Below are 23,924 nucleotides of genomic sequence, written 5' to 3'. Positions count from 1 at the left end.
CCCCTTCCGAGGGCGCGACAGGACATTTTCATCGTAGTCCTGACAAGGAAGACATGATCGGTCGAGCCGTCCTGCCGCGCTCCTGGTCCTGCCGCGCTCTTCGTCGTGCCGCGCTCGTGCCGCGCTCGTGCCGCGCTCGTGCCGCGCTCCTCGCGCTCTATCCTCCGTACGCGCCCGATGCCGTCAGCCGCAGCGCCGTGTCGATCAGGGGGACATGGCTGAACGCCTGCGGGAAGTTACCCACCTGCCGCTGCAGCTTCGCGTCCCACTCCTCGGCAAGCAGCCCCAGGTCGTTGCGGAGCGAGAGCAGCTTCTCGAAGAGCCGCCGCGCCTCGTCCACCCGGCCGATCATCGCCAGGTCGTCCGCGAGCCAGAACGAGCAGGCCAGGAACGCGCCCTCGTCGCCCTCCAGACCGTCCACGCCGGCGTCCTCGCCCGCGGTCGGGTAGCGCAGGACGAAACCGTCCTCCGTGCCCAGCTCCCGCTGGATCGCCTCGATCGTGCCGATGACGCGCTTGTCGTCGGGCGGCAGAAAGCCCATCTGCGGAATCAGCAGCAGGGAGGCGTCCAGCTCCTTGGAGCCGTACGACTGCGTGAACGTGTTGCGCTCCTGGTCGTACCCCTTCTCGCAGACATCGCGGTGGATGTCGTCACGCAGCTCGCGCCACCGCTCGATGGGACCGTCGGCGTCGCCGGACTCGATGAGCTTGATCGTCCGGTCGACCGCGACCCACGCCATGACCTTCGAGTGCACGAAGTGCCTGCGCGGCCCGCGCACCTCCCAGATGCCCTCGTCCGGCTGGTCCCAGTGCTTCTCCAGGTAGCGGATCAGCTTGAGCTGGAGCAGCGAGGCGTAGTCGTTGCGCGCCAGGCCGGTCATGTGCGCCAGATGCAGCGCCTCGGTGACCTCGCCGTACACATCCAGCTGGAGCTGGTGCGCCGCGCCGTTGCCGACACGTACCGGAGCGGAGTTCTCATAGCCGGGCAGCCAGTCCAACTCGGCCTCGCCCAGCTCCCGTTCGCCCGCGATCCCGTACATGATCTGCAGGTTCTCCGGGTCGCCCGCCACCGAGCGCAGCAGCCACTCGCGCCAGGCACGGGCCTCCTCGCGGTAGCCGGTGCGCAGCAGCGAGGAGAGGGTGATCGCGGCGTCGCGCAGCCAGGTGTAGCGGTAGTCCCAGTTGCGTACGCCGCCGATCTCCTCAGGCAGCGAGGTCGTCGGCGCGGCCACGATCCCGCCCGTGGGCGCGTAGGTCAGCGCCTTCAGCGTGATCAGCGAGCGGACCACGGCCTCGCGGTAGGGCCCGTGGTACGTGCAGTGCTCGACCCACTCCCGCCAGAAGTCCTCGGTCGCCTCCAGCGAACCCTCCGGGTCCGGCAGCGCCGGCGGCTGGTGGTGCGAGGGCTGCCAGCTGATCGTGAACGCGATCCGCTCGCCGGGGGCGACGGTGAAGTCGGAGTACGTCGTGAGGTTCTTGCCGTACGTCTCCGTGGAGGTGTCCAGCCAGACCGAGTCCGGTCCGGCGACGGCGACCGTGCGCCCGTCGACCTTGTGGACCCAGGGCACCACACGCCCGTAACTGAAGCGCATGCGCAGTGCCGAGCGCATCGGCACGCGCCCGCTCACGCCCTCCACGATCCGGATGAGCTGGGGCGCGCCGTCACGCGGCGGCATGAAGTCCGTCACACGGACCGTGCCGCGTGGCGTGTCCCACTCCGATTCGAGGATCAGCGAGTCGCCGCGGTAGCGACGCCGGTCGGCGGCCGGAGGCCCCGCCTCCGCGGAGTGCGCGGGACCGAGCCGCCAGAAGCCGTGCTCCTCGGTACCGAGGAGGCCCGCGAAAATGGCATGCGAGTCGAAGCGGGGTAGGCACAGCCAGTCCGCTGTTCCGTCCCTGCAGACCAGTGCTGCGGTCTGCATGTCTCCGATAAGTGCGTAATCCTCGATGCGCCCGGCCACGTGCATCTCCAGTCGAACGGCCACGTCCGCCCCGCGGGGCGCTTACTGCTGTCAAGGGTCGTCGACGAACGCGGTGTTCCGGTCGACGGAGGATGGTGTCATGTGACGTCCCACCCGTCGCCCTCCACCACCCTGCTCGATGCGCTTCGCGCGCCCCTCTGCATCGCTCGGCGAGCGAGTGTCCGAGCAGGATACGACGCACAGTAATGATCTGCGCGCCCGTCTCGGCAACACAACTCAGCCGAACGAGTGAGCCAAGGGTGAGTCCTGGTGAGCGGCGTACGCAAGTGGCGACGCGTGGCCGGAAGCAGTCTCCCGTCGGCGCTGATACCCTGGTACCCCGTGGACCGGTGGCCGTCCTGTGCAAATCAGAGGCCCCGAAACCGCAGCGACGGCACCCTCCGGACGACCGGAAGGCACGCCGGTACGCACCTCACCTCGCGACCACGGGAGCCCCCTCTTGGCGATGCCGCCCAAATCCATGACGACCAAGCACATCTTCGTCACCGGGGGTGTCGCCTCCTCCCTCGGCAAGGGCCTCACGGCCTCCAGCCTGGGCGCGCTGCTCAAGGCGCGGGGCCTGCGGGTCACCATGCAGAAGCTCGACCCGTATCTGAACGTCGACCCGGGCACGATGAACCCCTTCCAGCACGGTGAGGTGTTCGTCACCAACGACGGCGCCGAGACCGACCTGGACATCGGCCACTACGAGCGCTTCCTCGACGTCGACCTCGACGGCTCGGCCAACGTCACCACGGGGCAGGTCTACTCCACCGTCATCGCCAAGGAGCGGCGCGGCGAGTACCTGGGCGACACAGTCCAGGTCATCCCGCACATCACCAACGAGATCAAGCACCGCATCCGGCGCATGGCCACCGACGACGTCGATGTCGTCATCACCGAGGTCGGCGGCACGGTCGGCGACATCGAGTCACTGCCCTTCCTGGAGACCGTCCGCCAGGTCCGCCACGAGGTCGGCCGGGACAACGTCTTCGTCGTGCACATCTCGCTGCTGCCCTACATCGGTCCCTCCGGCGAGCTCAAGACCAAGCCGACCCAGCACTCCGTGGCCGCCCTTCGGAACATCGGTATTCAGCCAGACGCGATCGTGCTGCGTGCGGACCGCGATGTGCCGATCGCGATCAAGCGCAAGATCTCGCTGATGTGCGACGTGGACGAGGCGGCCGTGGTCGCGGCCATCGACGCCAAGTCGATCTACGACATCCCCAAGGTGCTCCACACCGAGGGCCTGGACGCCTATGTCGTACGCAAGCTCGACCTGCCGTTCCGCGATGTCGACTGGACCACCTGGGACGACCTGCTGGACCGGGTGCACAACCCCGACCACGAGGTCACGGTCGCGCTGGTCGGCAAGTACATCGATCTGCCCGACGCCTATCTCTCGGTGATCGAGGCGCTGCGCGCCGGCGGCTTCGCCAACAAGGCCCGTGTCACGGTCAAGTGGGTCACCTCCGACGACTGCAAGACCGCGGCCGGTGCCGCCAAGCAGCTCGGTGACGTCGACGCGGTCCTCATCCCCGGTGGCTTCGGCGACCGCGGTGTGAACGGCAAGGTCGGCGCGATCACCTACGCCCGCGAGAACAAGATCCCGCTGCTCGGCCTGTGCCTGGGCCTGCAGTGCATCGTGATCGAGGCCGCGCGCAACCTGGCCGAGATCCCCGAGGCCAACTCCACAGAGTTCGACGCCGCCACCGCCCACCCGGTGATCTCCACCATGGAGGAGCAGCTGGCCTATGTGGAGGGCGCGGGCGACCTCGGCGGAACGATGCGCCTCGGCCTCTACCCGGCGAAGCTCGCCGAGGGCTCGATCGTCCGTGAGGTCTACGGCGACCAGCCCTACGTGGAGGAGCGCCACCGCCACCGCTACGAGGTGAACAACGCCTACCGCGCCGAGCTGGAGAAGAAGGCGGGCCTCCTCTTCTCGGGCACGTCCCCCGACAACAGGCTCGTCGAGTACGTCGAGTACCCGCGCGAGGTGCACCCCTACCTGGTCGCCACCCAGGCGCACCCGGAGCTGCGCTCGCGCCCGACGCGTCCGCACCCGCTCTTCGCCGGTCTGGTGAAGGCGGCGGTGGAGCGCAAGACGGCCAAGTAGCGCACAGGCGTTACGGTTGACCGGGGCCCGGGCCTCGGGGTCCGGGGGTATCCCCGCACAAGGCCCCGCGGGCGCGTGCCCCGGTTCTGCATGTACGTGGCGGGAGGACGTTTTTCATGACCATCAAGGACACGCCCGAGCAGTGGCAGGTCGTCGCGACCGCGATGCCTTTCCGGGGCAACAAGACCAGTGTCCGCACCGACGACGTGGTCATGCCCGACGGCACGGTGGCCCGGCGCGACTTCCAGGTCCACCCCGGTTCGGTGGCGGTCCTCGCCCTCGACGACGCGGGCCGTGTGCTCGTCCTGCGCCAGTACCGCCACCCCGTGCGCCACAGGCTCTGGGAGATCCCGGCCGGCCTCCTGGACGTGCCCGGGGAGAACCCGCTGCACGCCGCACAGCGCGAGCTGTACGAGGAAGCACACGTCAAGGCCGAGGACTGGCGGGTACTGGCCGACGTCTACCCCACGCCGGGCGGCTGCGACGAAGCCGTACGGATCTTCCTCGCCCGCGATCTGTCGGAGGCGGAGGGGGAGCGCTTCGAGGTCTCCGAGGAGGAGGCCGACATGGAGCTCGCGCGGGTACCGCTCCAGGAGCTCGTGCACGGTGCACTCGCGGGCGATCTGCACAACAACTGCCTGATCGTGGGCGTCCTCTCGCTGACCGCCGTACTGAACGGCGAGGGCTTCGACTCGCTGCGACCGGCCGAGGCTCCCTGGCCGGCCCGCCCCTTCGAAGCCTGAGCCGGTTCCGGTACCCGATCGCGAACCGGCTCCGGTCCGACGATCTGCTGATCCGATCGGGCGACGCCCCCGCCATGCTCCGCACGGTTCGTAGCAGAGCGTGAACTACGCTCGGAACGCCCGTGCGGAGTCCCTGCGGGCTCGGCTCGTGCGCGGACTGGACGGGAGCGTGGCCCGTGACGGATCAGGCGGTGGACCTGGGCGGCCAGGCCGGTGCGTCGGGAAACCAATTCTTCGGCCGCCAGCGGGAGTTGAAGGCCCTGCGGGCCGACATCGAACGGGCCGGCCTGGACACCATCTCCGGCCGCAAGGCTCCACGCGCCCGGGTACTCCTGATCGCCGGGCGGCCGGGATCGGGCCGGACCGCACTCGCCGACGAACTGGCGCGCAGGCTCGCCGACGACTACCCCGACGGGGTACTGCGCACCCGGCTGACCGAGCCGGGCGGGCGACGGGTCCCGATGGAACAGGCGGCCCGCGCACTGCTCGACTCCCTCTCCATCGCATCACCGCCCGGCGCGGACGAGGACGAGCTGACCGAGATGGTCCGCGAGGCGCTCGCGGTACGCCGCACGCTGCTGTTCCTCGACGACGCCGGGGACGCCGAACAGGTCGACCCGCTGCTGCCCGACAACTCCGACTGCCTGGTCGTCGCCGTGGCCCAGGGCCCGCTCACCGGCATTCCCGACGTACGGCCGTGCACCCTCGGCGGCATGGACGCCAAGTCCGCGATCGAACTGCTCGGCACCTTCACCGGCTCGGTGCGGATCACCGTGGATCCGCAGGCCGCCGAGTCCATCGCCGAGGAGTGCGGCGGACTGCCCGCCGCACTGGTCCTGATCGGCGGCTGGCTGGCCGCCCGGCCGCGGGCGTCGGTCGCCGATGTGGCCAAGCGGCTGCGGGGCCTGCCGGACGCGGGGGAGCAGCCCACGAGTGCCCGCCCGCTCGCCCGCGCCTTCCGGCTCGTCTACGAATCCCTGCCGCCGTCGGCCGCCGGGATGCTGCGACTGCTCGCCCTCGCGCCGGGCGGGACGGCTGATGCCCACATCGCGTCCGCACTGGTCGGCTGCTCGGTGCAGGCCGCCGGCGCGACGCTGCACGAACTGGCGGCCCACGGTTTTCTGCACACCGTCGCGGGGCCCTCGTCGGCGGCGGGGGACGTTCAGTACGAGGTGCCGGGCGCCCTCGCGCCGCTGCTGCGCACGCTGATGGATGCGCAGGACCGGCCGGCCGAGGTGCAGCTGGCCCGGGCCCGGATGCTGGAGCGGACCGTACGACAGCTGCAGGCCTGCCGTGCCGTCACCGAGCCGGACGGCTCCCCGGCCGTCAAGAAGCTGGCCGGGATGCCGCGCGCGCTGCGCTTCGCCAATGCGGCCGCGGCGGCGCAGTGGCTGCGGCTGCGACAGCCCGTGCTGCTGGCCGCGGCGCGCATGGCGGTAGAGGACGGCGATCTGGACACCCTGGCGCGACGGCTGGTCGCCGCCCTGGTCCGGGCTCTGGCCGCACACCGCGGCACCGAGGCGGCGGCGCCCGAGCTCTACGGTCTGCACCAGCTGGTGCTCTCGGTCGCCCAGCGGCGCGGGCTGCACCGGGAAGAGGCCGCGGCCCTGCTCAATCTCGCCGATCTGGATGCGCAGACCGGCCGTGCCAAGGACGCGCTGGTCCGCTACCGGGCCGCTCTGGACGCCGGACGGGCGGCACATGACCCGTACGCGACCGGCCGCGCGATGGAATCCGTAGGCGCCGCCCACCAGGATCTCGGGGACTGGCAGCGGGCCGCCGACTGGTACGGGAGGGCGCTCGCCCAGCGCCAGACGCGCGGCGAACGGGCGGACGAGGCGAGGCTCTACGGGAGGCTCGGCACCGCGCACACCTATGCGGGCCGGTACGGCGAGGCCCTTCGCAGCTGGCGGGCCGCCGCGGCCGGATACCGCAGGCTCGGCGATCTCCCGTCCCAGGCGCGGGCGTTGAGCGAGGTGGCCCGCGTACAGGAATACGCCGGCAGGCCGGAGGAATCCCTGAACACCTGCCGCGAGGCGGTGGAGTGGGCGCGGCAGGCCGGGGACGCCCGGCTGCAGGCAGCGCTGCAGCTCAGGCTGGCCGACACCCTCGACCGGCTGGGCGACCCGGCGGCGGCACGGCTGCACCGTGCGACCGCGGCAAGACTGCTCGGAGAGGAAGGTTCCGCCTACGAAATCCGCAGCGCTTCAGCCAAAGATTGATGCTTTGTAAGGCTAGACAGCTAGAAATCCTTCATTAGACTGGCTCCGCCACATGTTCTCGTGGTGTCCTCCGGTGCGCCCTGCGTATCCGGGTATGTATGGCATTGCCCCCGTATCCCCTGAGCCAAGGACCGTGATCGACGTGAAGGTCGGCATCCCCCGCGAGGTCAAGAACAACGAGTTCCGGGTGGCCATCACCCCCGCTGGTGTGCACGAGCTGGTGCGCCACGGCCACCAGGTCTTCATCGAGCAGGACGCCGGTGTCGGCTCCTCGATCACGGATGGCGAGTTCGTCGCCGCGGGGGCGCAGATCCTGCCCACCGCCGACGAGGTCTGGGCGACCGCCGACCTGCTGCTGAAGGTCAAGGAGCCCATCGCCGAGGAGTACCACCGCCTCCGCAAGGACCAGACGCTCTTCACCTACCTGCACCTCGCCGCCTCCCGTGAGTGCACGGACGCCCTGCTGGGGTCCGGCACCACCGCCATCGCGTACGAGACGGTCGAGACCGCGAACCGCGCGCTGCCGCTGCTCGCCCCGATGTCCGAGGTGGCGGGCCGGCTGGCCCCGCAGGTCGGCGCGTACCACCTGATGCGCTCGGTCGGCGGCCGCGGTGTGCTGCCGGGCGGCGTTCCGGGCACCTCGGCCGGCGAGGCTGTCGTCATCGGCGGCGGTGTCTCCGGGTGGAACGCCACGCAGATCGCCGTCGGCATGGGCTTCCACGTGACCCTGCTCGACCGTGACATCAACAAGCTGCGTGAGGCCGACAAGGTCTTCGGCACCAAGGTGAAGACGATCGTCTCCAACGCCTACGAGCTCGAGAAGGCCGTCGTCGAGGCCGACCTCGTCATCGGCGCGGTTCTCATCCCGGGTGCCAAGGCGCCGAAGCTGGTCACCAACGAGCTCGTCGCCAGGATGAAGCCCGGAAGTGTACTTGTCGACATTGCAATCGATCAGGGTGGCTGCTTCGAGGACTCGCGTCCGACCACCCATGCCGAGCCGATCTTCATGGTCCACAACTCGGTCTTCTACTGCGTCGCCAACATGCCGGGCGCGGTGCCGAACACCTCGACGTACGCGCTCACCAACGCGACGCTTCCCTACATCGTGGAGCTCGCCAACCGCGGCTGGGTCGAGGCGCTGCGCCGCGACCCGGCGCTCGCCAAGGGCCTCAACACCCATGACGGCCAGGTCGTTTACGGCCCGGTCGCCGAGGCCCACGGCCTCCAGAGCGTTGAACTGAGCGCACTTCTCGGCTGACAGTCAACTCGCGCCGTCAACCTCATGCCAACGGCCGGACCTTGCCGAGCAAGGTCCGGCCGGACGTGTATACGACCTCTTTGCGACGCTCGTTCAACTCGCCTCGAACGTAACCCTTTAACCGTTTCGCGCACCCTCGAAAGCTGACGCCCAGGTCACGCCGTGAGTCCTGAGCACCCTTGACAGAAGGGTGTTCGGTTGCCGACACATCGGGCCGGGTCCGGTGGATTGTGTTGCTGCGGACCGGTGACACGCCATAGAGTCGCAAACCGTCGGCATGGTGCCACGCTGACCTATCGATAAAGTCCTGGTCACGTCCAAGGAGGTAAGACGACTTGTGAATGAGTCGACATTTACTCCCGGGGGTGGTCAACCAGGGATGCCTGCGAGGGGCCGGGTCCCGTCAACAGAGCAGCCCGGGCCCGAGGCTGTCGGCTCCGTCGCTGTCCGAACCTTCGAGACGCATCAGCACACGACGCACCCGACGCACATGACGACAGCCCACACGATGAAGATGATGGACGGCCAACACGTGAACGCCATGGCCGGCAACGAGAGTGGCCGAGAGTCCACCCACTTCGCCGCCTACGAGGAAGTCCCCGAGGGGCACTTCTACGACCCCGATGCCGAGTACGAGCCCGATCCCGAGTACGCGGCCACCCTCGCCCCTGACGCCGCGCGTCAGCGCCGCGAGCGGATCGGCCCCACCGGGCGGCCGCTGCCGTACTTCCCGATCCCGGGCCCGCTGACCTCCCACGGTCCCGCGAAGATCATCGCGATGTGCAACCAGAAGGGCGGCGTCGGCAAGACGACGTCGACGATCAACCTGGGCGCCGCGCTCGCGGAGTACGGACGGCGAGTGCTGCTCGTCGACTTCGACCCGCAGGGTGCCCTGTCGGTCGGCCTCGGCGTCAATCCGATGGAGCTGGACCTCACCGTCTACAACCTGCTCATGGAGCGGGGCATGTCGGCGGACGAGGTACTGCTGAAGACCGCGGTCCCCAACATGGACCTGCTGCCGAGCAATATCGATCTCTCGGCCGCAGAAGTGCAGTTGGTGAGCGAGGTCGCGCGCGAGTCGACGCTTCAGCGCGCTCTGAAGCCGCTGATGTCCGACTACGACTACATCGTGATCGACTGTCAGCCCTCGCTCGGCCTGCTCACCGTGAACGCGCTGACCGCGGCGCACAAGGTGATCGTGCCGCTCGAGTGCGAGTTCTTCGCGCTGCGTGGTGTGGCTCTGCTGACCGAGACGATCGAAAAGGTCCAGGAGCGGCTCAACCCCGACCTGGAGCTCGACGGCATCCTCGCCACGATGTACGACTCCCGTACGGTGCACAGCCGTGAGGTCCTGGCGCGGGTCGTCGAGGCCTTCGACGATCACGTCTACCACACGGTGATCGGCCGGACGGTGCGCTTCCCCGAGACGACGGTCGCCGGTGAGCCCATCACCACGTACGCATCGAACTCCGTGGGCGCCGCCGCGTACCGTCAGCTCGCCAGGGAGGTGCTCGCCCGGTGTCACGCCGAGTGAGTCTGCCGGGGGCCGACGAGCTGTTCCGTACGACCGGGGGCATGGCGCTCCAGTCCTCGTCCCCGCGCAGGCAGGCCAACGGCGAGCCGAGGGTGCCGGCGCCGGCGGGGGAGAGCGATCCGGTCGGGGACGGTGCGGCCGAGCCGTCCTCCTCGGCTTCCGCGTCCGCTTCCTCGGAGGAGCACTCCGCGGCCGAGGCGGACTCCGGAGCGGAGGGGCGCAGCCGGACGGCGGAGGCCGAGCCTTCCGGCGGGGCGCCGCGGCGGCCGCAGGAGGCGTCCGCCGCCAACGCTCCGGCCGGGCAGGCGCGGCGCCGCGGCGGCGGTCGTGGCGCGAACCGCCGCCCCAGCGGGCGCGAACGGCACGACGAGAAGATCACGGTCTATGTCTCGGCCGAGGAACTGATGGACCTCGAACACGCGCGGCTGGTGCTGCGCGGCGAGCACGGGCTGGCCGTCGACCGTGGGCGTATCGTCCGCGAGGCGGTGGCCGTGGTGCTGGCGGATCTTGAGCAGCGCGGCGACGCGAGCATTCTCGTACGACGCCTGCGCGGGCGCTGACGGTAGCCTGCGCGCTGCCCCGCCTGCTCCTTTTGCCCCTGGACCACGATGCCCACGACCGACGACTCCGCCCCGCCGCCGCCCCGCCGCTCGCTGGGCCGCGGCCCTGGCGCGGACCGGGGCGGGGGGCGTGCGCCGGGGGAGGCGGTGGTGGTTTCCCCCGCCCCGCCCCTTCCCGAGACGGGGGGCGAGCCCCCGGCCCCCCGCCGCCCCCTTCACGTCGACACCGGCCCTGCCGAGGCCGATCTCGACGCGGGCGGGCCCGCGGATGCCGGTCCGTCCGGCGCACCCGAGGCGGTCGGTGAGCCCCCGGCCGAGCCGAGTGCGCCGCTTCGCGCCGGTGAGCCGGAGCCCGCCGAGGGCGGCGCGGCCGGTGCCCCCGTCGTCGACGACGGGCGGTTCAAGGTGCGGCTCGCGAACTTCGAGGGGCCCTTCGATCTGCTGCTGCAGCTCATCTCCAAGCACAAGATGGACGTGACCGAGGTCGCCCTCTCCAAGGTCACCGACGAGTTCATGGTGCACATCCGCGCCATGGGCAACGACTGGGATCTCGACCAGACCACCGAGTTCCTCGTCGTCGCCGCCACCCTGCTCGACCTCAAGGCCGCCCGGCTTCTCCCCACCGCCGAGGTGGAGGACGAGGCCGATCTCGCACTGCTCGAAGCGCGTGACCTGCTCTTCGCCCGGCTGTTGCAGTACCGCGCGTACAAGCAGATCGCCGAGATCTTCAGCGGGCGGCTGGAGGACGAGAGCAGGCGGTATCCGCGTACCGTCGGGCTCGAACCCCATCACGCCGAGCTGCTGCCCGAGGTCGTCATCAGCATCGGCGCCGAGGGCTTCGCCAAACTCGCCGTCAAGGCCATGCAGCCCCGGCCCAAGCCGCAGGTGTACGTCGACCACATCCACGCCCCCCTCGTGTCCGTGCGCGAGCAGGCCGAGATTGTCGTCGCGCGGCTGAGGGAGGCCGGGCAGGTGAGCTTCCGGGAGCTCGCCGCCGACGCTCCCGACACCCTCACCGTCGTAGCGCGCTTCCTGGCCCTGCTGGAGCTCTACCGCGAGAAGGCCGTCGTCCTGGAGCAGGAGGACGCCCTCGGGGAGCTCATGGTGCGCTGGACCGGTGGCGAGGGCGCCGATCAGCCGACCGTGACCGACGAATTCGATCAAGAGGTTCGCGAGAACCAGGAGGAGGACGAGAACGCGTGAGTGATCTCAAGCCCGCGCTCGAAGCGGTCCTCATGGTCGTCGACGAGCCGGCCACCGAGGAGCACCTCGCCAAGGTGCTGGAGCAGCCGCGCCGGGCCGTCGCCGACGCGCTGCGCGAACTCGCGGACGAGTACACCGTCCAGGGCCGCGGATTCGAGCTGCGGCTCGTCGCGGGCGGCTGGCGGTTCTACTCCCGCGCCGAGCACGCCGACGCCGTCGAGCGCTTCGTCCTCGACGGCCAGCAGGCCCGGCTCACGCAGGCTGCTCTCGAGACCCTTGCGGTCGTCGCGTACCGTCAGCCGGTCAGCCGTTCTCGCGTCTCGGCCGTACGCGGAGTGAACTGCGACGGCGTCATGCGCACCCTCCTTCAGCGCGGTCTGGTCGAGGAGGCGGGCGCGGAACCTGAAACAGGTGCGATCCTGTACAGGACGACGAACTACTTTCTGGAGCGGATGGGCCTGCGAGGCCTGGACGAGCTCCCGGAGCTCGCGCCCTTCCTCCCCGAGGCGGAAGCGATCGAGGCCGAGACACAAGAGGGTGTGCCGTCGTTCGATCCGGACGCACCGGACACCGACGCAGACGACAAGACGGAATTTTGATGCGAAGCAGCGGCAGGAACAGCGGAAGCGGCAACCGGGACTCCCGGGGCGCAGGCGGGAACCGGGACTCCCGGGGCGCCGGGGCCACGGGGCGCGACGACAAGCAGGGGCAGCGCCCCCGCCGCCCCCGGCCCGAGGAGCGCCGCTACGACGTGGGTGGTTCCGCCGAGGAAGCCGGCCCCCGCAAGGGCCGTGGCGCGGCCGCGCGCGGCGGCGCCAAGGGCGGTCCGAAGCCCGCGCAGAAGCCCCAGGGCACCCGGCGGGGCAGCGCCCCGTCCCGCCCCCGTGAGCTCGACGCCAAGATCGAGCAGCGCAACCGGGACAGGTACGCCGAGAAGCCGCAGGTCAAGACCCCGAAGACCTTCCCGGGCGCCGAGCAGGAGGGCGAGCGGCTGCAGAAGGTGCTCGCCCGCGCAGGCATGGGCTCGCGCCGCGCCTGCGAGGAGCTGATCGACCAGGCACGCGTCGAGGTCAACGGCAAGATCGTCGTCGAGCAGGGCATGCGCGTGGACCCCGACAAGGACGAGATCAAGGTCGACGGGCTGACCGTCGCCACCCAGTCGCACCTCTTCTTCGCGCTGAACAAGCCCGCCGGTGTCGTGTCGACGATGGAGGACCCGGACGGCCGCCAGTGCCTCGGTGACTACGTCACCAACCGTGAGACGCGTCTCTTTCACGTCGGCCGGCTCGACACCGAGACCGAGGGCATCATCCTGCTCACCAACCACGGCGAGCTGGCCCACCGGCTGACCCACCCCAAGTACGGCGTGAAGAAGACCTACCTCGCCGCGATCCAGGGTCCGCTCCCGCGCGAGCTGGGCAAGCGGCTCAAGGACGGCATCCAGCTCGAGGACGGCTACGCCCGCGCGGACCACTTCCGGGTCGTCGAGAACACCGGCAAGAACTACCTGGTCGAGGTCACGCTCCACGAGGGCCGCAAGCACATCGTCCGCCGCATGCTCTCCGAGGCCGGTTTCCCGGTCGACCGGCTCGTGCGGACGTCCTTCGGGCCGATCGGCCTGGGTGACCAGAAGTCCGGCTGGCTGCGCCGCCTGACCAACACCGAGGTCGGCATGCTGATGAAGGAAGTCGGCCTGTAGTCCCAGCAGTTCTCGCACCAGTTCTCGCACGAAGCCCGCGGTCATCTCAGGCCGCGGGCTTCTCGCGTCTTGTGGGACGGGCCGGTTGGCCTTTATAGTCAACATGACCATAAAGGAGGCGGGTGTGAGTCTCGCGGGCATCCTCGAACCCCTGCGGAGCTTCGGCAGCGGCGCGCTCTGCGTATGGCTCGTCGCCCGCCGGCACGTCATCACCCTCGCCGTGTACGGCTGGTGGACCTGGACCCACGGGGGTGGACCAGGTCCCGACGGCCTCCCGGTTCGGCGCACCAGCCGCACCGAGTGGACCCGGCTGCTCGCGGCGGGGGTGGTGGGGACCCTCGGTCCGACAACCGGGCAGCGGGAGGACCTCGCCTCCCCACTCCCGGAGAAGCGATGACGAGGAGCAGCTGATGGAGGGCTACGACCCGGGCGCCTTCCCGCCCTTCGCGGTCACCGTCGACCTCGCCGTCTTCACGGTCCGCGAGGGGCGGCTGCATGTCCTGCTCGTCCAGCGCGGAGAGGACCCGTACAAGGGCGCCTGGGCCCTCCCTGGCGGCTTCGTACGCCCCAGGGAGTCGGCGGGACAGGCGGCCCGCCGTGAACTCGCGGAGGAGACCAGCCTGTCGCACGAGACAGTCGCCGACCTTCATCTGGAACAGCTGCGGACCTACAGCGACCCCGACCGCGATCCCCGGATGCGGGTCGTGTCCGTCGCGTACACCGCGCTCGTACCGGACCTGCCCGAGCCGCGCGGCGGCGGAGACGCGGCCCACGCCCAGTGGGTGGACCTGCCGGCCGCCGACCGCCTCGCCTTCGACCACGACCGCATCCTCGCCGATGCGCACGAACGCATCGGCGCCAAGCTCGAATACACCTGCCTCGCCACCAGCTTCTGCCCGCGCGAGTTCACTCTCGGCGAGCTGCAGCAGGTGTACGAGACGGTCTGGGGCGTCGAACTCGACCGCCCCAACTTCCGGCGGAAAGTCCTCACCACGCCCGGCTTCGTCGAGCAGGTCGAGGGCCCGCCGCGCCGCACCGGCGGCCGCGGAAAACCGGCCGCGCTGTACCGGGCGGGTGCCGCATCGGCGCTGCACCCACCACTCCTGCGACCGGAGGGACGGCAGGCATGACCGCCATCAGGACCACGAGGACCATCACCAAACAAGCGGCCACCGGCACGCTGATCGGGCTCGCGCTCGGTGACGCGCTGGGCTTCCCGACCGAGTTCAACGATGTGCCGCAGATCCTCGCCAAGTGCGGGCCGTGGCGGGAGATGGAGCTCGTCAGGCCCGCGATCGTCTCGGACGACACACAGATGACACTCGCCCTTGCGCGCGGTATCCGCACGGCCATGGACCGCGGGCTGCTCGTGGCGCCGCGGCTGATCCCGCCGGTGCGCGAGGAGTTCGTCCACTGGTACCACTCCCCGGAGAACAACCGGGCGCCGGGCCGCACCTGCATGGTCGCCTGCCAGAAGCTCGATAGCGACCGGCCCTGGCAGGAGGCCAGCCAGATCGGCTCCAAGGGCTGCGGCGCGAACATGCGGGTCGCGCCGGTGGGACTCGTACCCGGCCTGAGCGGGGAACAGCGGGCGGGAGCGGCGCAGTTGCAGTCCGCGCTCACCCACGGCCACCCCACGGCGCTCGCGGCGAGCGACCTCACGGCACGCGCGGTGTTCCTGCTGGCGCAGGGGGCCGAGCCGATGGGGCTCGTGGGCCAGCTGCGCTCGTACGCGTACGAGATGCGCGGCCGCTACTACCACCAGTGGCTCGGCAATCTGTGGACCTACTCCCACGACCCCACGCCCGAGGCGTTCATCGCCCGCGGCTGGGACGAGTGCCTGCAGGTCCTGGAACGGCTCGCGACCGCGGTGCGCACGGCGAATCCGGAGACGGATCCGTGCCTGGCCACGGGAGACGGCTGGATCGCGGAGGAGGCACTGGCCACGGCCCTGCTGTGCTTCCTGCTCTTCCCGGAGCAGCCGGTGATGGCCCTGCGCCGGGCGGCGTGCACGAGAGGCGACTCGGACTCGATCGCGTGCCTGGCGGGGGCGTTCGCGGGGGCGCATCTGGGGGCGGGGGCGTGGCCCAAGGAGTGGTCGGAGCGGATCGAGTACCGGAGCGATCTGATGTCGCTGGGGGCGCTCTGGGATGCTTGATCCATGCTTGATCCGCTGGACATGGAGCTCGACTCCGTTGTCGTCGCACAGCCCGGACGAGTGCTCTTCGCCACCGTCTCAGGGGCGCACCTGTACGGATTCCCGTCCCGGGATTCGGACGTGGACCTACGGGGCGTCCATCTGCTGCCGATCGCGGAGCTGGTAGGGCTGCGCGAGCCCGAGGAGACCCGGTCCCGGATGTGGGACCGGGACGGTGTCGAGATGGATCTCGTCACCCATGACCTGCGGAAGTTCGTACAGTTGATGCTGCGGCGCAACGGCTATGTGCTGGAGCAACTGCTGTCGCCGCTGGTGGTGCACACATCCGACGCGCACGCCGAACTGGTGTCGCTCGCCCCTGGTGTGCTCACCAGCCACCACGCGCACCACTACCGGGGGTTCGCGAACACGCAGTGGCGGCTCTTCGAGAAGACGGGCGAGCTCAAGCCGCTGCTGTACACCTTCCGTGCGCTGCTCACCGGCATCCATCTGATGCGCAGCGGCGAGGTGCAGGCGCATCTGCCAACGCTGCTCCACGAGGTGCCGGCACCCGAGTACTTGCCTGAGCTGATCGCTGCCAAGGCTGAGGCCGAGCACGGCTGCGCCGCCGGTCTCGACCTGGAGCGCGTACGCGGCGACGCCGATGAGCTGCACGCAACCCTGGACGACAGCCAGGCCTGCACGGAGCTGCCCGGCGAGGCCTCGGCGTTCGTCGCCCTGGACCGATTCGTGGTGAGCACGCGACTGCGGTACGACCCTGACGTTCTGATGGAGATGCTGCAGGTTGTGCGACGCGAGGGCTCGGCCACCGAGGAGTTGCTCAGGATGCGCGAGGACGATCCGCGCTGAGCGCTGACGCCCCGCGCGTGCGGACCAGGAAGTCCTCCACCCGTGCCCGGTCCGGCTCCGGTGGGAGTGGGGACGTCGGGGCCGCCGCCGCGGCCTCGTCAGCGAGGCGCGTCAGCCAGGACTCGACCCGCGGCCACGGCACCTCGCCCCGCTTGACCGCGAGCAGGCCGTCCCGCTCCTCGCCCACGTCGATCACCAGCTCGCCCGTACGCAGAAGATCGCGGCAGGAGCCCAGCAGCCGCAGCAGGTGCATCGCGTGCTTCCAGCGCGGCGCGCCGTGTTGCCGGACATCCGCCTCCAGCTTCCTCCGCTGGCCGACCGCATAGCGCAGGAAGGTCTGGTGGGCCCGGCGCGACAGGAACGCCCCGCGCAGGGCGAGCAGTTCGCGCCCGGTGTCGTCCATGTGCTCGACGAGCGGGGAGTGCAGGCACTCCAGCACGTTGGGGTTGGCGCGCAGAGCCAGTTCGCAGAACCGCTCCAGCTCCCAGCCGAACTGCTCGTCGGCCGGGCCCTCCACATGCTCCCCCAGACTCCGTCCGGGAGGTGCCCCCACGGCTTGTCGAAACGCCAGAAGAGCGGCGTGGGGGCGAGGAAGACGCCGCGGCGGTCGGTGTCGCTGTCCTGCGTCGCGAGCCCGAAGGCGCGGGAGCCCATGACGCAGGAGTAGATCGTGTGGTCGCGCACCAGGTCTTCCGGGGTCATGCGCGAAGATTACGTGAGCCCTTCAGGTCAGCCGGATGGTGTCCCCGGCGACGGTGATCTGCTTCGGCGGCAGCGGCTTCGGCGCCGGGCCGCCGACGACCGCGGCGTCCGCGATGGCGTATTTGCTGCCGTGGCAGGGGCAGTCGATGGTGCCGTCGGCGACCTTGTTGACCGTGCAGCCCGCGTGCGTGCAGATCGCGGAGAAGGCCTTGAAGTCACCCGCCGTCGGCTGGGTCACCACGACCTTCTGCCCGGCGAAGACCTTGCCGCCGCCCACCGGGATCTCGGAGGTCTTGGCGAGTTCCTCGCCCGCCGGAGCGGCCGAGCTCTCGGACGGACCGCCCGTGCCCGTGTCTGTGCCCGGCGCGGTCGGCGTCGGCTTTTCTGACGCAGGGGCACCGCCGTCGTCCCCGTAGTCACTGCAGCCCGCCACCAGCGCGGCCGCGCCTGCCGCCCCCGCTGCCAGTACCGTCCTTCGTCGCGCGTCCATGGCCATGTCTCCCTATGTCGTGACCCCGACCGTGCGGAAGAACCACAGCGCCGAGGTCAGCCAGATCACCGTGAGGGCCGTGAAGACCGCTCCGCCGACGATCGGCAGCAGCCAGCCGGGTAGCCGTTCCGCTCGCAGCAGGAGCATCTTGGCGGTGAAAGCACCGAAGAAGAAGCAACCGAGCAGCGAGTGCCACATCACGCGCGTGCTGTACGTCTGATAGCCCAACGCGTACAGGCAGTGGACGGCGACGGGCACGGCCAGCAGGAACGCGATCCGCCCCGACCAGCGGTGCAGTGCGGGCGTCCAGGAGGCCGTCCGGACGCCCGGCAGCCGTCCGTACATCGCGAGCGCCGAGACGATCTGTACGAGGGCGAAGGCGAAGGCCGCCGTGCCGAGCCAGGACTTCACGGCTCCGGTGCTGCTGAAGCCGGCGAGGTTGAACGCCGTGCCCGCAGGGTCGTGCACCTTTCCGTACGCCCCGAGCCCGACCGCGACCGCGGCGGCCGCGAGCGCCGGGACGATGAAACGGGTGGCGCCGGAGCGGGCGTGGCCGCTCGGGCCCGCGGGGAACGAGGTGGTGCGGGCGTTGGGATCGACGGGGGGACCGAAGCTCATGACGCACCTCAGTTGTCGGGCTCAGGGGACGACGGGGCGGGCGGTGAGCCGGGTGCCGTCCACCGTGACGGCGCCGGACGCGGGGTCGATCCGGGGTGCCGCGGCGGGCTTGCCGTCGCGGTTGAGGATGCCGACCTGGCGGCCGTTCTGGAGGACGATCCAGCCGCCGACGATCTTCGCGCCGCGCACCTCGGCGGTGGCGCGGTACAGGCCGGACGGCTTGACGGCCGGGGCGGCGGTGAACTGCAGGGTCCGGTCGCCGACCTTCACCGTGCCGTCGATCCTCCCGGCCCGCAGGACGCCGTCGAGCCGGGCGCCGTCCGTACCGCTCAGCGCCACGCTGCCGTCGTCCTCGACGTCACCCTTCAGCCAGGACTCCCGGCTGCGGCCGTCGCAGAAGTATCCGATCGCCTTTCCGTCGCGTACGGATACGGCGACGGACGCGCTGTCGTCGGCGGTACGGCCCGCGTAGTCGGCATCGGCGGGCAGCGTCGCCGTGGGGGAGGGGGACGTGGGCGGTGCCGTACTCGGAGAGGGCGCGGCCGGGGTCTGCGTCGGCGTGACGTCGTTGGACGAGGATGTGGCGCGCGTCCCGGTCGTGGCGTTGAGCGACAGCATGAAAATGCCCAGCAACAGCCCGGCCAGCAAGGTGAACAGTGGTCCTGAGGGCTTCACGGACGGCCTCCCCGAAGTGGTGGGGCGTGCGCAGACTCCCATGCAACTGCACCCGCGGCGGCGCGTCCAGCGTTACGCTCCCTCACGCCCAGGGAGTGAGCTCCCGTGCGTGCCCGTCCGCGTCCCGGCACACGGTGAACACGGCGGTGACGGCCGCCCGTTCGATCGGCCCGTACACATGTGGGAAGAGCATGTCCTCGGAACCCTCCCAGCGGACCTCGGCGCTCAGCCCGGCCTCGTCGATCTGGAGGACCAGCAGGTCGGGCACATCGCGGTAGGGGCCGTCGGCGATGGCGAGGGCGGCGGGCCCGTCGGGCGAGCAGTGCACGAAGCCTTCGGTGGCGAGGGAGGCCGGGGCGTACGGACGGTCCATGTCCGCCGTCCATTCGTCCACGGGCACGACGTGAAAGAGTATGCCGCCAGTTGTAGCGCACGGCCGGGCCGCGCAGGGTCGCCCCGGTGCTTCGTCTCGGAGGGCGGTCGAGGCGGCCCTGTTCCCTCGCGCCTGACTACGCTGAATGCAGCACTCGCACAGTAAGGAGCACGACGTGGCGGTACGAGCGGTCCGTGGAGCCGTCCAGCTGGAACGGGACGACGCCGGACACATGGACGAGCAGGTCAGCGATCTGCTCACCGCCGTGCTCAAGCGCAACGGACTCGTCGCGGACGACCTGATCAGCGTCTGGTTCACGGCCACGCCCGATCTGCACAGCGACTTCCCGGCGGCCGCCGCGCGCAAGCTCGGCATCGTCGATGTACCGCTGATCTGCGCGCAGGAGCTGGACATCGTCGGAGCCATGCCCCGTGTCGTACGGATACTCGCGCATGTCGAGTCCGACCTGCCCAAATCCGAGATCGCGCACGTCTACCTCGGTGCCGCGGCCGCCCTGCGCAAGGACATCGCCCAGTGAGAACCGCCGTCGTCATCGGAACCGGCCTGATCGGCACCTCGGCGGCCCAGGCCCTGGCGGGCCGCGGGGTCGCCGTCCACCTCGTGGACCACGACCCGGAGCGGGCCCGTACCGCGGCCGCGCTCGGCGCGGGGACCGACGAGCCGCCGGAGGGGCGGGTCGACCTCGCGATCGTCGCCGTGCCGCCGGCGCATGTCGCCACCGCGCTCGCCGAAGCGATGCGCGCCGGGGTCGCGCGCGGCTACCTCGACGTGGCGAGCGTCAAGGGCGGCCCGCGCCGCGAGCTGGAGGCCCTGGGCCTCGACCTCAGCGCCTACATCGGTACGCATCCGATGTCGGGCAAGGAACGATCCGGTCCGCTCGCCGCGACCGCGGACCTTTTCGAGGGCCGCCCGTGGGTGCTCACACCCACCCGCGACACGGACACCGAGGTCCTCAACCTCGCCCTCGAACTGGTCGCGCTGTGCCGCGCGGTCCCCGTGGTCATGGACGCCGACGCCCACGACCGGGCCGTTGCCCTCGTCTCGCACACCCCGCAGCTGATCTCCTCCATGGTCGCGGCGCGGCTGGAGGACGCGGACGACACGGCCGTACGGCTGTGTGGCCAGGGCATCCGCGACGTCACCCGGATCGCGGCGTCCGACCCCCGCATGTGGGTCGAGATCCTCTCCGCGAACCCGGGCCCGGTGGCCGACGTACTCGCCGGTGTCGCGGCCGACCTGGACGAGACGGTCCAGGCGCTGCGGGCCCTGCAGTCCTCGGACGAGACCAAGCGCCAGGGCGGCGCCGAGGGCATCGAGGACGTCCTGCGCCGCGGCAACGCGGGCCGCGTCCGGGTCCCGGGCAAGCACGGCCAGGCCCCGGCGTCGTACGAGATCGTGGCGGTCCTGATCAGCGACCAGCCCGGCGAACTGGCCCGGATCTTCGCGGACGCGGGCCGCGCGGGCGTGAACATCGAGGACGTCCGCATCGAACACGCGACGGGCCAGCAGGCCGGCCTGGTGCAGCTGATGGTGGAACCGGCGGCGGCGACGGTCCTGAAGACGGCACTGCGGGAGCGTGGCTGGTCGATCCGGCAGTAGCCGCAGGGGCTGGATCTTCCGGCGGACGGGCTGCCCGTGCGGCGGCCCCACCCGTCCGCACCCGGGGAGGCCAATGGAGCCGAGTGGTGCGAGCCCGGCGTCCGGGTGAAGCCGTGCCGCCGTACGTGTGTAAAGGCGGGCCCCAAGTACTCGGTAACCTTGTTCAGGGCCCACCGGCAATTCCGCCTGCCCTCTCCGCGTACCAGGAAGGTGTCCGACACCGTGGAATCCGTGATCGTCGCCATTGACGGCCCCTCCGGCACGGGCAAGTCGAGCACCTCCAAGGCTGTCGCCGCCGCTCTGGGGCTCAGCTACCTGGACACCGGCGCCCAGTACCGGGCGATCACCTGGTGGATGATCAGCAACGGCGTCGACACCCAGGACCCCGCGGCGATCGCGACCGCCGCCGGAAAGCCCGTCATCGTCTCCGGCACCGACCCGGCCGTCCCCACCATCACGGTCGACGGCGAGGACGCCTCCGGGCCGATCCGTACGCAGGACGTGACCTCCAAGGTGAGCGCGGTCAGTGCCGTGCCCGAGGTGCGCGCCAGGATCACCGAGCTTCAGCGTTCCATCGCCGCTGCCGCCGAGAAGGGCATCGTCGTCGAGGGGCGCGACATCGGCACCACCGTCCTGCCCGACGCGGACCTGAAGATCTTCCTGACCGCCTCGCCCGAGGCCCGCGCCGCCCGCCGCAGCGGGGAGCTCAAGGGCTCCGACGTCGCGGCCACCAGGGAGGCCCTGATCAAGCGGGACGCGGCCGACTCCAGCCGTAAGACCTCCCCGCTCGCCAAGGCGGACGACGCGGTCGAGGTGGACACCACCGACCTGACCCTTCAGCAGGTCATCGAGTGTGTCGTCACGCTTGTCGAGGAGAAGCGGGCCGCGCAGTGACCGAATCGTCCGGGAAGGGCGTACCGTCCCAGAGAGGCGCGGCAGTCGGGCGTGGCATGGGCATCGGGCTCATGTACGGGCTGTGGCGGCCGCGCGTGCTCGGCGCCTGGCGGGTCCCGGCGAGCGGCCCGGTGATCCTGGCCGTGAACCACTCGCACATGATCGACGGGCCGATGCTGATGGGCACCGCGCCACGGCCCGTGCACTTCCTGATCAAGAAGGAGGCGTTCGTCGGCCCCCTGGACCCGTTCCTGCTGGGAATCGGTCAGCTGAAGGTGGACCGTACGACCGCCGACCGGACCGCCATCACCAACGCGCTCGGCGTGCTGGCGGGCGGCGGCGTCCTCGGGATATTTCCCGAGGGCACCCGGGGCGAGGGAGACTTCGCCTCACTGCGCGCGGGGCTCGCCTACTTCGCCGTGCGCTCCGGCGCCCCGATCGTCCCGGTCGCGGTGCTGGGAAGCACCGAGCGCCGCGGACGGTTGATACGGGCACTGCCTCCGCTGCGCAGCCGGGTCGACGTCGTGTTCGGCGACGCCTTCGAGGCGGGCGACGGCAGCGGCCGCCGTACGCGCAAGGCGATGGACGAGGCGACCGTACGCATTCAGGAGCGGCTGACCGCCCACCTGGAAAACGCCAAGCGTCTCACCGGGCGCTAGGTAAGACTTGAGTAGTGGATCGCACGACAAGCGGTCCATCGATGATGCAACGTAACGAGGTAAGCACTTCATGAACGACCAGATCCACTCCGGCGACGAGCACGAGCACGGAGCGCTTGGCGACGCCGAGTACGCGGAGTTCATGGAGCTCGCCGCGGAAGAGGGCTTCGACGTCGAGGACGTCGAGAACGCGATCGGCGAAGCCGGTCACGGCCCGCTGCCCGTCCTCGCCGTCGTCGGCCGCCCCAATGTCGGCAAGTCGACCCTGGTGAACCGCATCATCGGCCGCCGTGAGGCAGTCGTCGAGGACAAGCCCGGCGTCACCCGCGACCGTGTCACCTACGAGGCCGAGTGGGCCGGCCGCCGCTTCAAGCTCGTCGACACCGGCGGCTGGGAGCAGGACGTACTGGGCATCGACGCCTCCGTCGCCGCCCAGGCCGAGTACGCCATCGAGGCGGCCGACGCGGTGGTCTTCGTCGTCGACTCCACGGTCGGCGCGACCGACACCGACGAGGCCGTCGTCAAGCTGCTGCGCCGGGCCGGAAAGCCTGTCGTGCTCTGCGCCAACAAGGTCGACGGACCCAGCGGCGAGGCGGACGCCACTGCCCTGTGGTCGCTCGGCCTCGGCCAGCCGCACCCCGTCTCCTCGCTGCACGGCCGCGGTACGGGCGACATGCTCGACGCCGTCCTGGAGGCGCTGCCCGAGGCCCCGGCCCAGACCTTCGGCAACGCTGTCGGCGGCCCGCGCCGTATCGCCCTGATCGGCCGCCCGAACGTCGGCAAGTCCTCCCTCCTGAACAAGGTCGCCAACGAGGACCGCGTCGTCGTCAACGAAATCGCCGGCACCACCCGCGACCCGGTCGACGAGCTCATCGAACTCGGCGGCATCACCTGGAAGTTCATCGACACGGCCGGTATCCGCCGCCGGGTCCACCTCCAGGAGGGCGCGGACTACTACGCCTCGCTGCGCACCGCGGCCGCCGTCGAGAAGGCGGAGGTCGCCGTCGTCCTGATCGACGCCAGCGAGTCCATCAGCGTCCAGGACCAGCGGATCATCACGATGGCCGTCGAGGCGGGCCGCGCCCTGGTCATCGCATACAACAAGTGGGACACCCTCGACGAGGAGCGCCGCTACTACCTCGAGCGCGAGATCGAGACCGAACTCGCGCAGATCTCCTGGGCGCCCCGGGTCAATGTCTCGGCCATCACCGGCCGCCACATGGAGAAGCTGGTCCCGGCGATCGAGACCGCGATCGACGGCTGGGAGACGCGTATCCCGACGGGCCGGCTGAACGCCTTCCTGGGCGAGATCGTCGCCTCCCACCCGCACCCGATCCGCGGCGGCAAGCAGCCCCGCATCCTCTTCGGCACCCAGGCGGGCACCAAGCCGCCGAGGTTCGTGCTCTTCGCCTCCGGCTTCCTGGAGCACGGCTACCGGCGCTTCGTCGAGCGCCGGCTGCGCGAGGAGTTCGGCTTCGAGGGGACCCCGATCCACATCTCGGTGCGGGTGCGCGAGAAGCGCGGCCGCAAGAAGTGACGTACGAGAAGTGACGTACGAGAAGTGACATGAACGAAGGCGCTGCCCCGGACC

The 23,924-nt window shown here is 70.5% G+C and carries 22 protein-coding genes and 2 pseudogenes; 18 read left to right on the top strand and 6 right to left on the bottom strand.

The features are described 5' to 3' along the window. Nucleotides 1-157: 157 nt before the first annotated feature. A complete protein-coding gene (locus OG741_RS09275; protein ID WP_266479028.1) occupies nt 158-1,960 on the bottom strand; it encodes a glycoside hydrolase family 15 protein in 1,803 nt (600 codons plus the stop codon). Nucleotides 1,961-2,426: 466 nt separating this feature from the next. On the opposite strand from OG741_RS09275, the gene OG741_RS09270 reads away from it, so the two are divergent. The 13 genes and pseudogenes from OG741_RS09270 to OG741_RS09210 all read left to right on the top strand — a co-directional run bounded on the left by OG741_RS09270 (nt 2,427) and on the right by OG741_RS09210 (nt 16,302). After that, nucleotides 2,427-4,076: a CTP synthase gene (locus tag OG741_RS09270; protein WP_405596321.1), complete on the top strand. Its 1,650-nt coding sequence runs from the start codon at nt 2,427-2,429 to the stop codon at nt 4,074-4,076. Nucleotides 4,077-4,192: 116 nt separating this feature from the next. After that, nucleotides 4,193-4,819 carry an NUDIX domain-containing protein gene (locus OG741_RS09265; protein WP_405596320.1) on the top strand — a complete coding sequence of 209 codons (627 nt, stop codon included), beginning with the start codon at nt 4,193-4,195 and terminating at the stop codon, nt 4,817-4,819. 176 nt (nt 4,820-4,995) lie between these two features. Beyond that, nucleotides 4,996-7,041, top strand: a complete 2,046-nt coding sequence (locus tag OG741_RS09260; RefSeq protein ID WP_405596319.1) for a tetratricopeptide repeat protein — start codon at nt 4,996-4,998, stop codon at nt 7,039-7,041. A gap of 142 nt (nt 7,042-7,183) precedes the next feature. Then, nucleotides 7,184-8,299 (top strand): alanine dehydrogenase, encoded by a 1,116-nt coding sequence (gene ald, locus OG741_RS09255; protein ID WP_405605476.1) that lies wholly within the window; start codon nt 7,184-7,186, stop codon nt 8,297-8,299. 379 nt (nt 8,300-8,678) lie between these two features. Beyond that, nucleotides 8,679-9,833, top strand: coding sequence for a ParA family protein (locus tag OG741_RS09250; protein ID WP_324976271.1), 1,155 nt, complete (start codon nt 8,679-8,681; stop codon nt 9,831-9,833). After that, entirely contained in the window at nt 9,830-10,393 is a 564-nt protein-coding gene (locus OG741_RS09245; protein ID WP_405605474.1) for a hypothetical protein, read from the top strand. Before OG741_RS09250 ends, OG741_RS09245 begins: the two co-directional genes overlap by 4 nt. Nucleotides 10,394-10,441: 48 nt before the next feature. Beyond that, nucleotides 10,442-11,596: a segregation/condensation protein A gene (locus OG741_RS09240; protein WP_405596318.1), complete on the top strand. Its 1,155-nt coding sequence runs from the start codon at nt 10,442-10,444 to the stop codon at nt 11,594-11,596. Between the two features lie 32 nt (nt 11,597-11,628). Further along, a complete protein-coding gene (scpB, locus tag OG741_RS09235) occupies nt 11,629-12,195 on the top strand; it encodes an SMC-Scp complex subunit ScpB (RefSeq protein WP_360881515.1) in 567 nt (188 codons plus the stop codon). Next, the gene (locus tag OG741_RS09230; protein ID WP_405596317.1) at nt 12,195-13,295 is read left to right on the top strand and encodes a pseudouridine synthase; all 1,101 of its coding nucleotides are present in this window, start codon (nt 12,195-12,197) and stop codon (nt 13,293-13,295) included. Before scpB ends, OG741_RS09230 begins: the two co-directional genes overlap by 1 nt. Nucleotides 13,296-13,419: 124 nt before the next feature. Beyond that, nucleotides 13,420-13,644, top strand: a pseudogene (locus OG741_RS09225) (nicotinamide mononucleotide transporter); the annotation flags it as partial. A gap of 61 nt (nt 13,645-13,705) precedes the next feature. Further along, nucleotides 13,706-14,425 (top strand): NUDIX domain-containing protein, encoded by a 720-nt coding sequence (locus OG741_RS09220; RefSeq protein ID WP_266477964.1) that lies wholly within the window; start codon nt 13,706-13,708, stop codon nt 14,423-14,425. After that, the gene (locus tag OG741_RS09215; RefSeq protein ID WP_405596316.1) at nt 14,422-15,453 is read left to right on the top strand and encodes an ADP-ribosylglycohydrolase family protein; all 1,032 of its coding nucleotides are present in this window, start codon (nt 14,422-14,424) and stop codon (nt 15,451-15,453) included. The genes OG741_RS09220 and OG741_RS09215 overlap by 4 nt, the downstream gene beginning before the upstream one ends. Nucleotides 15,454-15,456: 3 nt before the next feature. Beyond that, complete coding sequence (locus OG741_RS09210) at nt 15,457-16,302, top strand: DNA polymerase beta superfamily protein (protein ID WP_405596315.1); 846 nt, start codon at nt 15,457-15,459, stop codon at nt 16,300-16,302. Here OG741_RS09210 and OG741_RS09205 read toward each other — a convergent pair. From OG741_RS09205 to OG741_RS09185, 5 genes and pseudogenes are all read right to left on the bottom strand, one after another. Beyond that, nucleotides 16,274-17,004 (bottom strand): annotated as a pseudogene (locus OG741_RS09205) (DNA polymerase beta superfamily protein). The gene OG741_RS09210 and the pseudogene OG741_RS09205 sit on opposite strands and share 29 nt — an antisense overlap. Before the next feature lie 22 nt (nt 17,005-17,026). Further along, nucleotides 17,027-17,494, bottom strand: a complete 468-nt coding sequence (locus OG741_RS09200; RefSeq protein ID WP_405596314.1) for a Rieske (2Fe-2S) protein — start codon at nt 17,492-17,494, stop codon at nt 17,027-17,029. 12 nt (nt 17,495-17,506) lie between these two features. Further along, nucleotides 17,507-18,112 carry a DUF6529 family protein gene (locus OG741_RS09195; RefSeq protein WP_405596313.1) on the bottom strand — a complete coding sequence of 202 codons (606 nt, stop codon included), beginning with the start codon at nt 18,110-18,112 and terminating at the stop codon, nt 17,507-17,509. Between the two features lie 21 nt (nt 18,113-18,133). Continuing rightward, nucleotides 18,134-18,787 (bottom strand): hypothetical protein, encoded by a 654-nt coding sequence (locus OG741_RS09190; RefSeq protein WP_405596312.1) that lies wholly within the window; start codon nt 18,785-18,787, stop codon nt 18,134-18,136. Between the two features lie 82 nt (nt 18,788-18,869). After that, nucleotides 18,870-19,187 (bottom strand): DUF952 domain-containing protein, encoded by a 318-nt coding sequence (locus OG741_RS09185; protein ID WP_405596311.1) that lies wholly within the window; start codon nt 19,185-19,187, stop codon nt 18,870-18,872. Nucleotides 19,188-19,335: 148 nt separating this feature from the next. On the opposite strand from OG741_RS09185, the gene aroH reads away from it, so the two are divergent. The 5 genes from aroH to der all read left to right on the top strand — a co-directional run bounded on the left by aroH (nt 19,336) and on the right by der (nt 23,870). After that, nucleotides 19,336-19,698: a chorismate mutase gene (aroH, locus tag OG741_RS09180; RefSeq protein WP_405596310.1), complete on the top strand. Its 363-nt coding sequence runs from the start codon at nt 19,336-19,338 to the stop codon at nt 19,696-19,698. Continuing rightward, nucleotides 19,695-20,780, top strand: a complete 1,086-nt coding sequence (locus OG741_RS09175) for a prephenate dehydrogenase (protein ID WP_405596309.1) — start codon at nt 19,695-19,697, stop codon at nt 20,778-20,780. Before aroH ends, OG741_RS09175 begins: the two co-directional genes overlap by 4 nt. Nucleotides 20,781-20,990: 210 nt before the next feature. Then, entirely contained in the window at nt 20,991-21,674 is a 684-nt protein-coding gene (gene cmk / locus OG741_RS09170) for a (d)CMP kinase (RefSeq protein WP_405596308.1), read from the top strand. 56 nt (nt 21,675-21,730) lie between these two features. Continuing rightward, a complete protein-coding gene (locus OG741_RS09165) occupies nt 21,731-22,333 on the top strand; it encodes a lysophospholipid acyltransferase family protein (protein WP_405605472.1) in 603 nt (200 codons plus the stop codon). Between the two features lie 70 nt (nt 22,334-22,403). Further along, nucleotides 22,404-23,870, top strand: a complete 1,467-nt coding sequence (der, locus tag OG741_RS09160; RefSeq protein WP_405596307.1) for a ribosome biogenesis GTPase Der — start codon at nt 22,404-22,406, stop codon at nt 23,868-23,870. The last annotated feature ends 54 nt before the right edge of the window (nt 23,871-23,924 follow it).

This window comes from Streptomyces sp. NBC_01410 (genome assembly GCF_045040195.1).
GTDB lineage: Bacteria > Actinomycetota > Actinomycetes > Streptomycetales > Streptomycetaceae > Streptomyces.
Note: the sequence above shows the minus strand (reverse complement) of the source record. Positions and strands in the feature narration are given on the sequence as shown.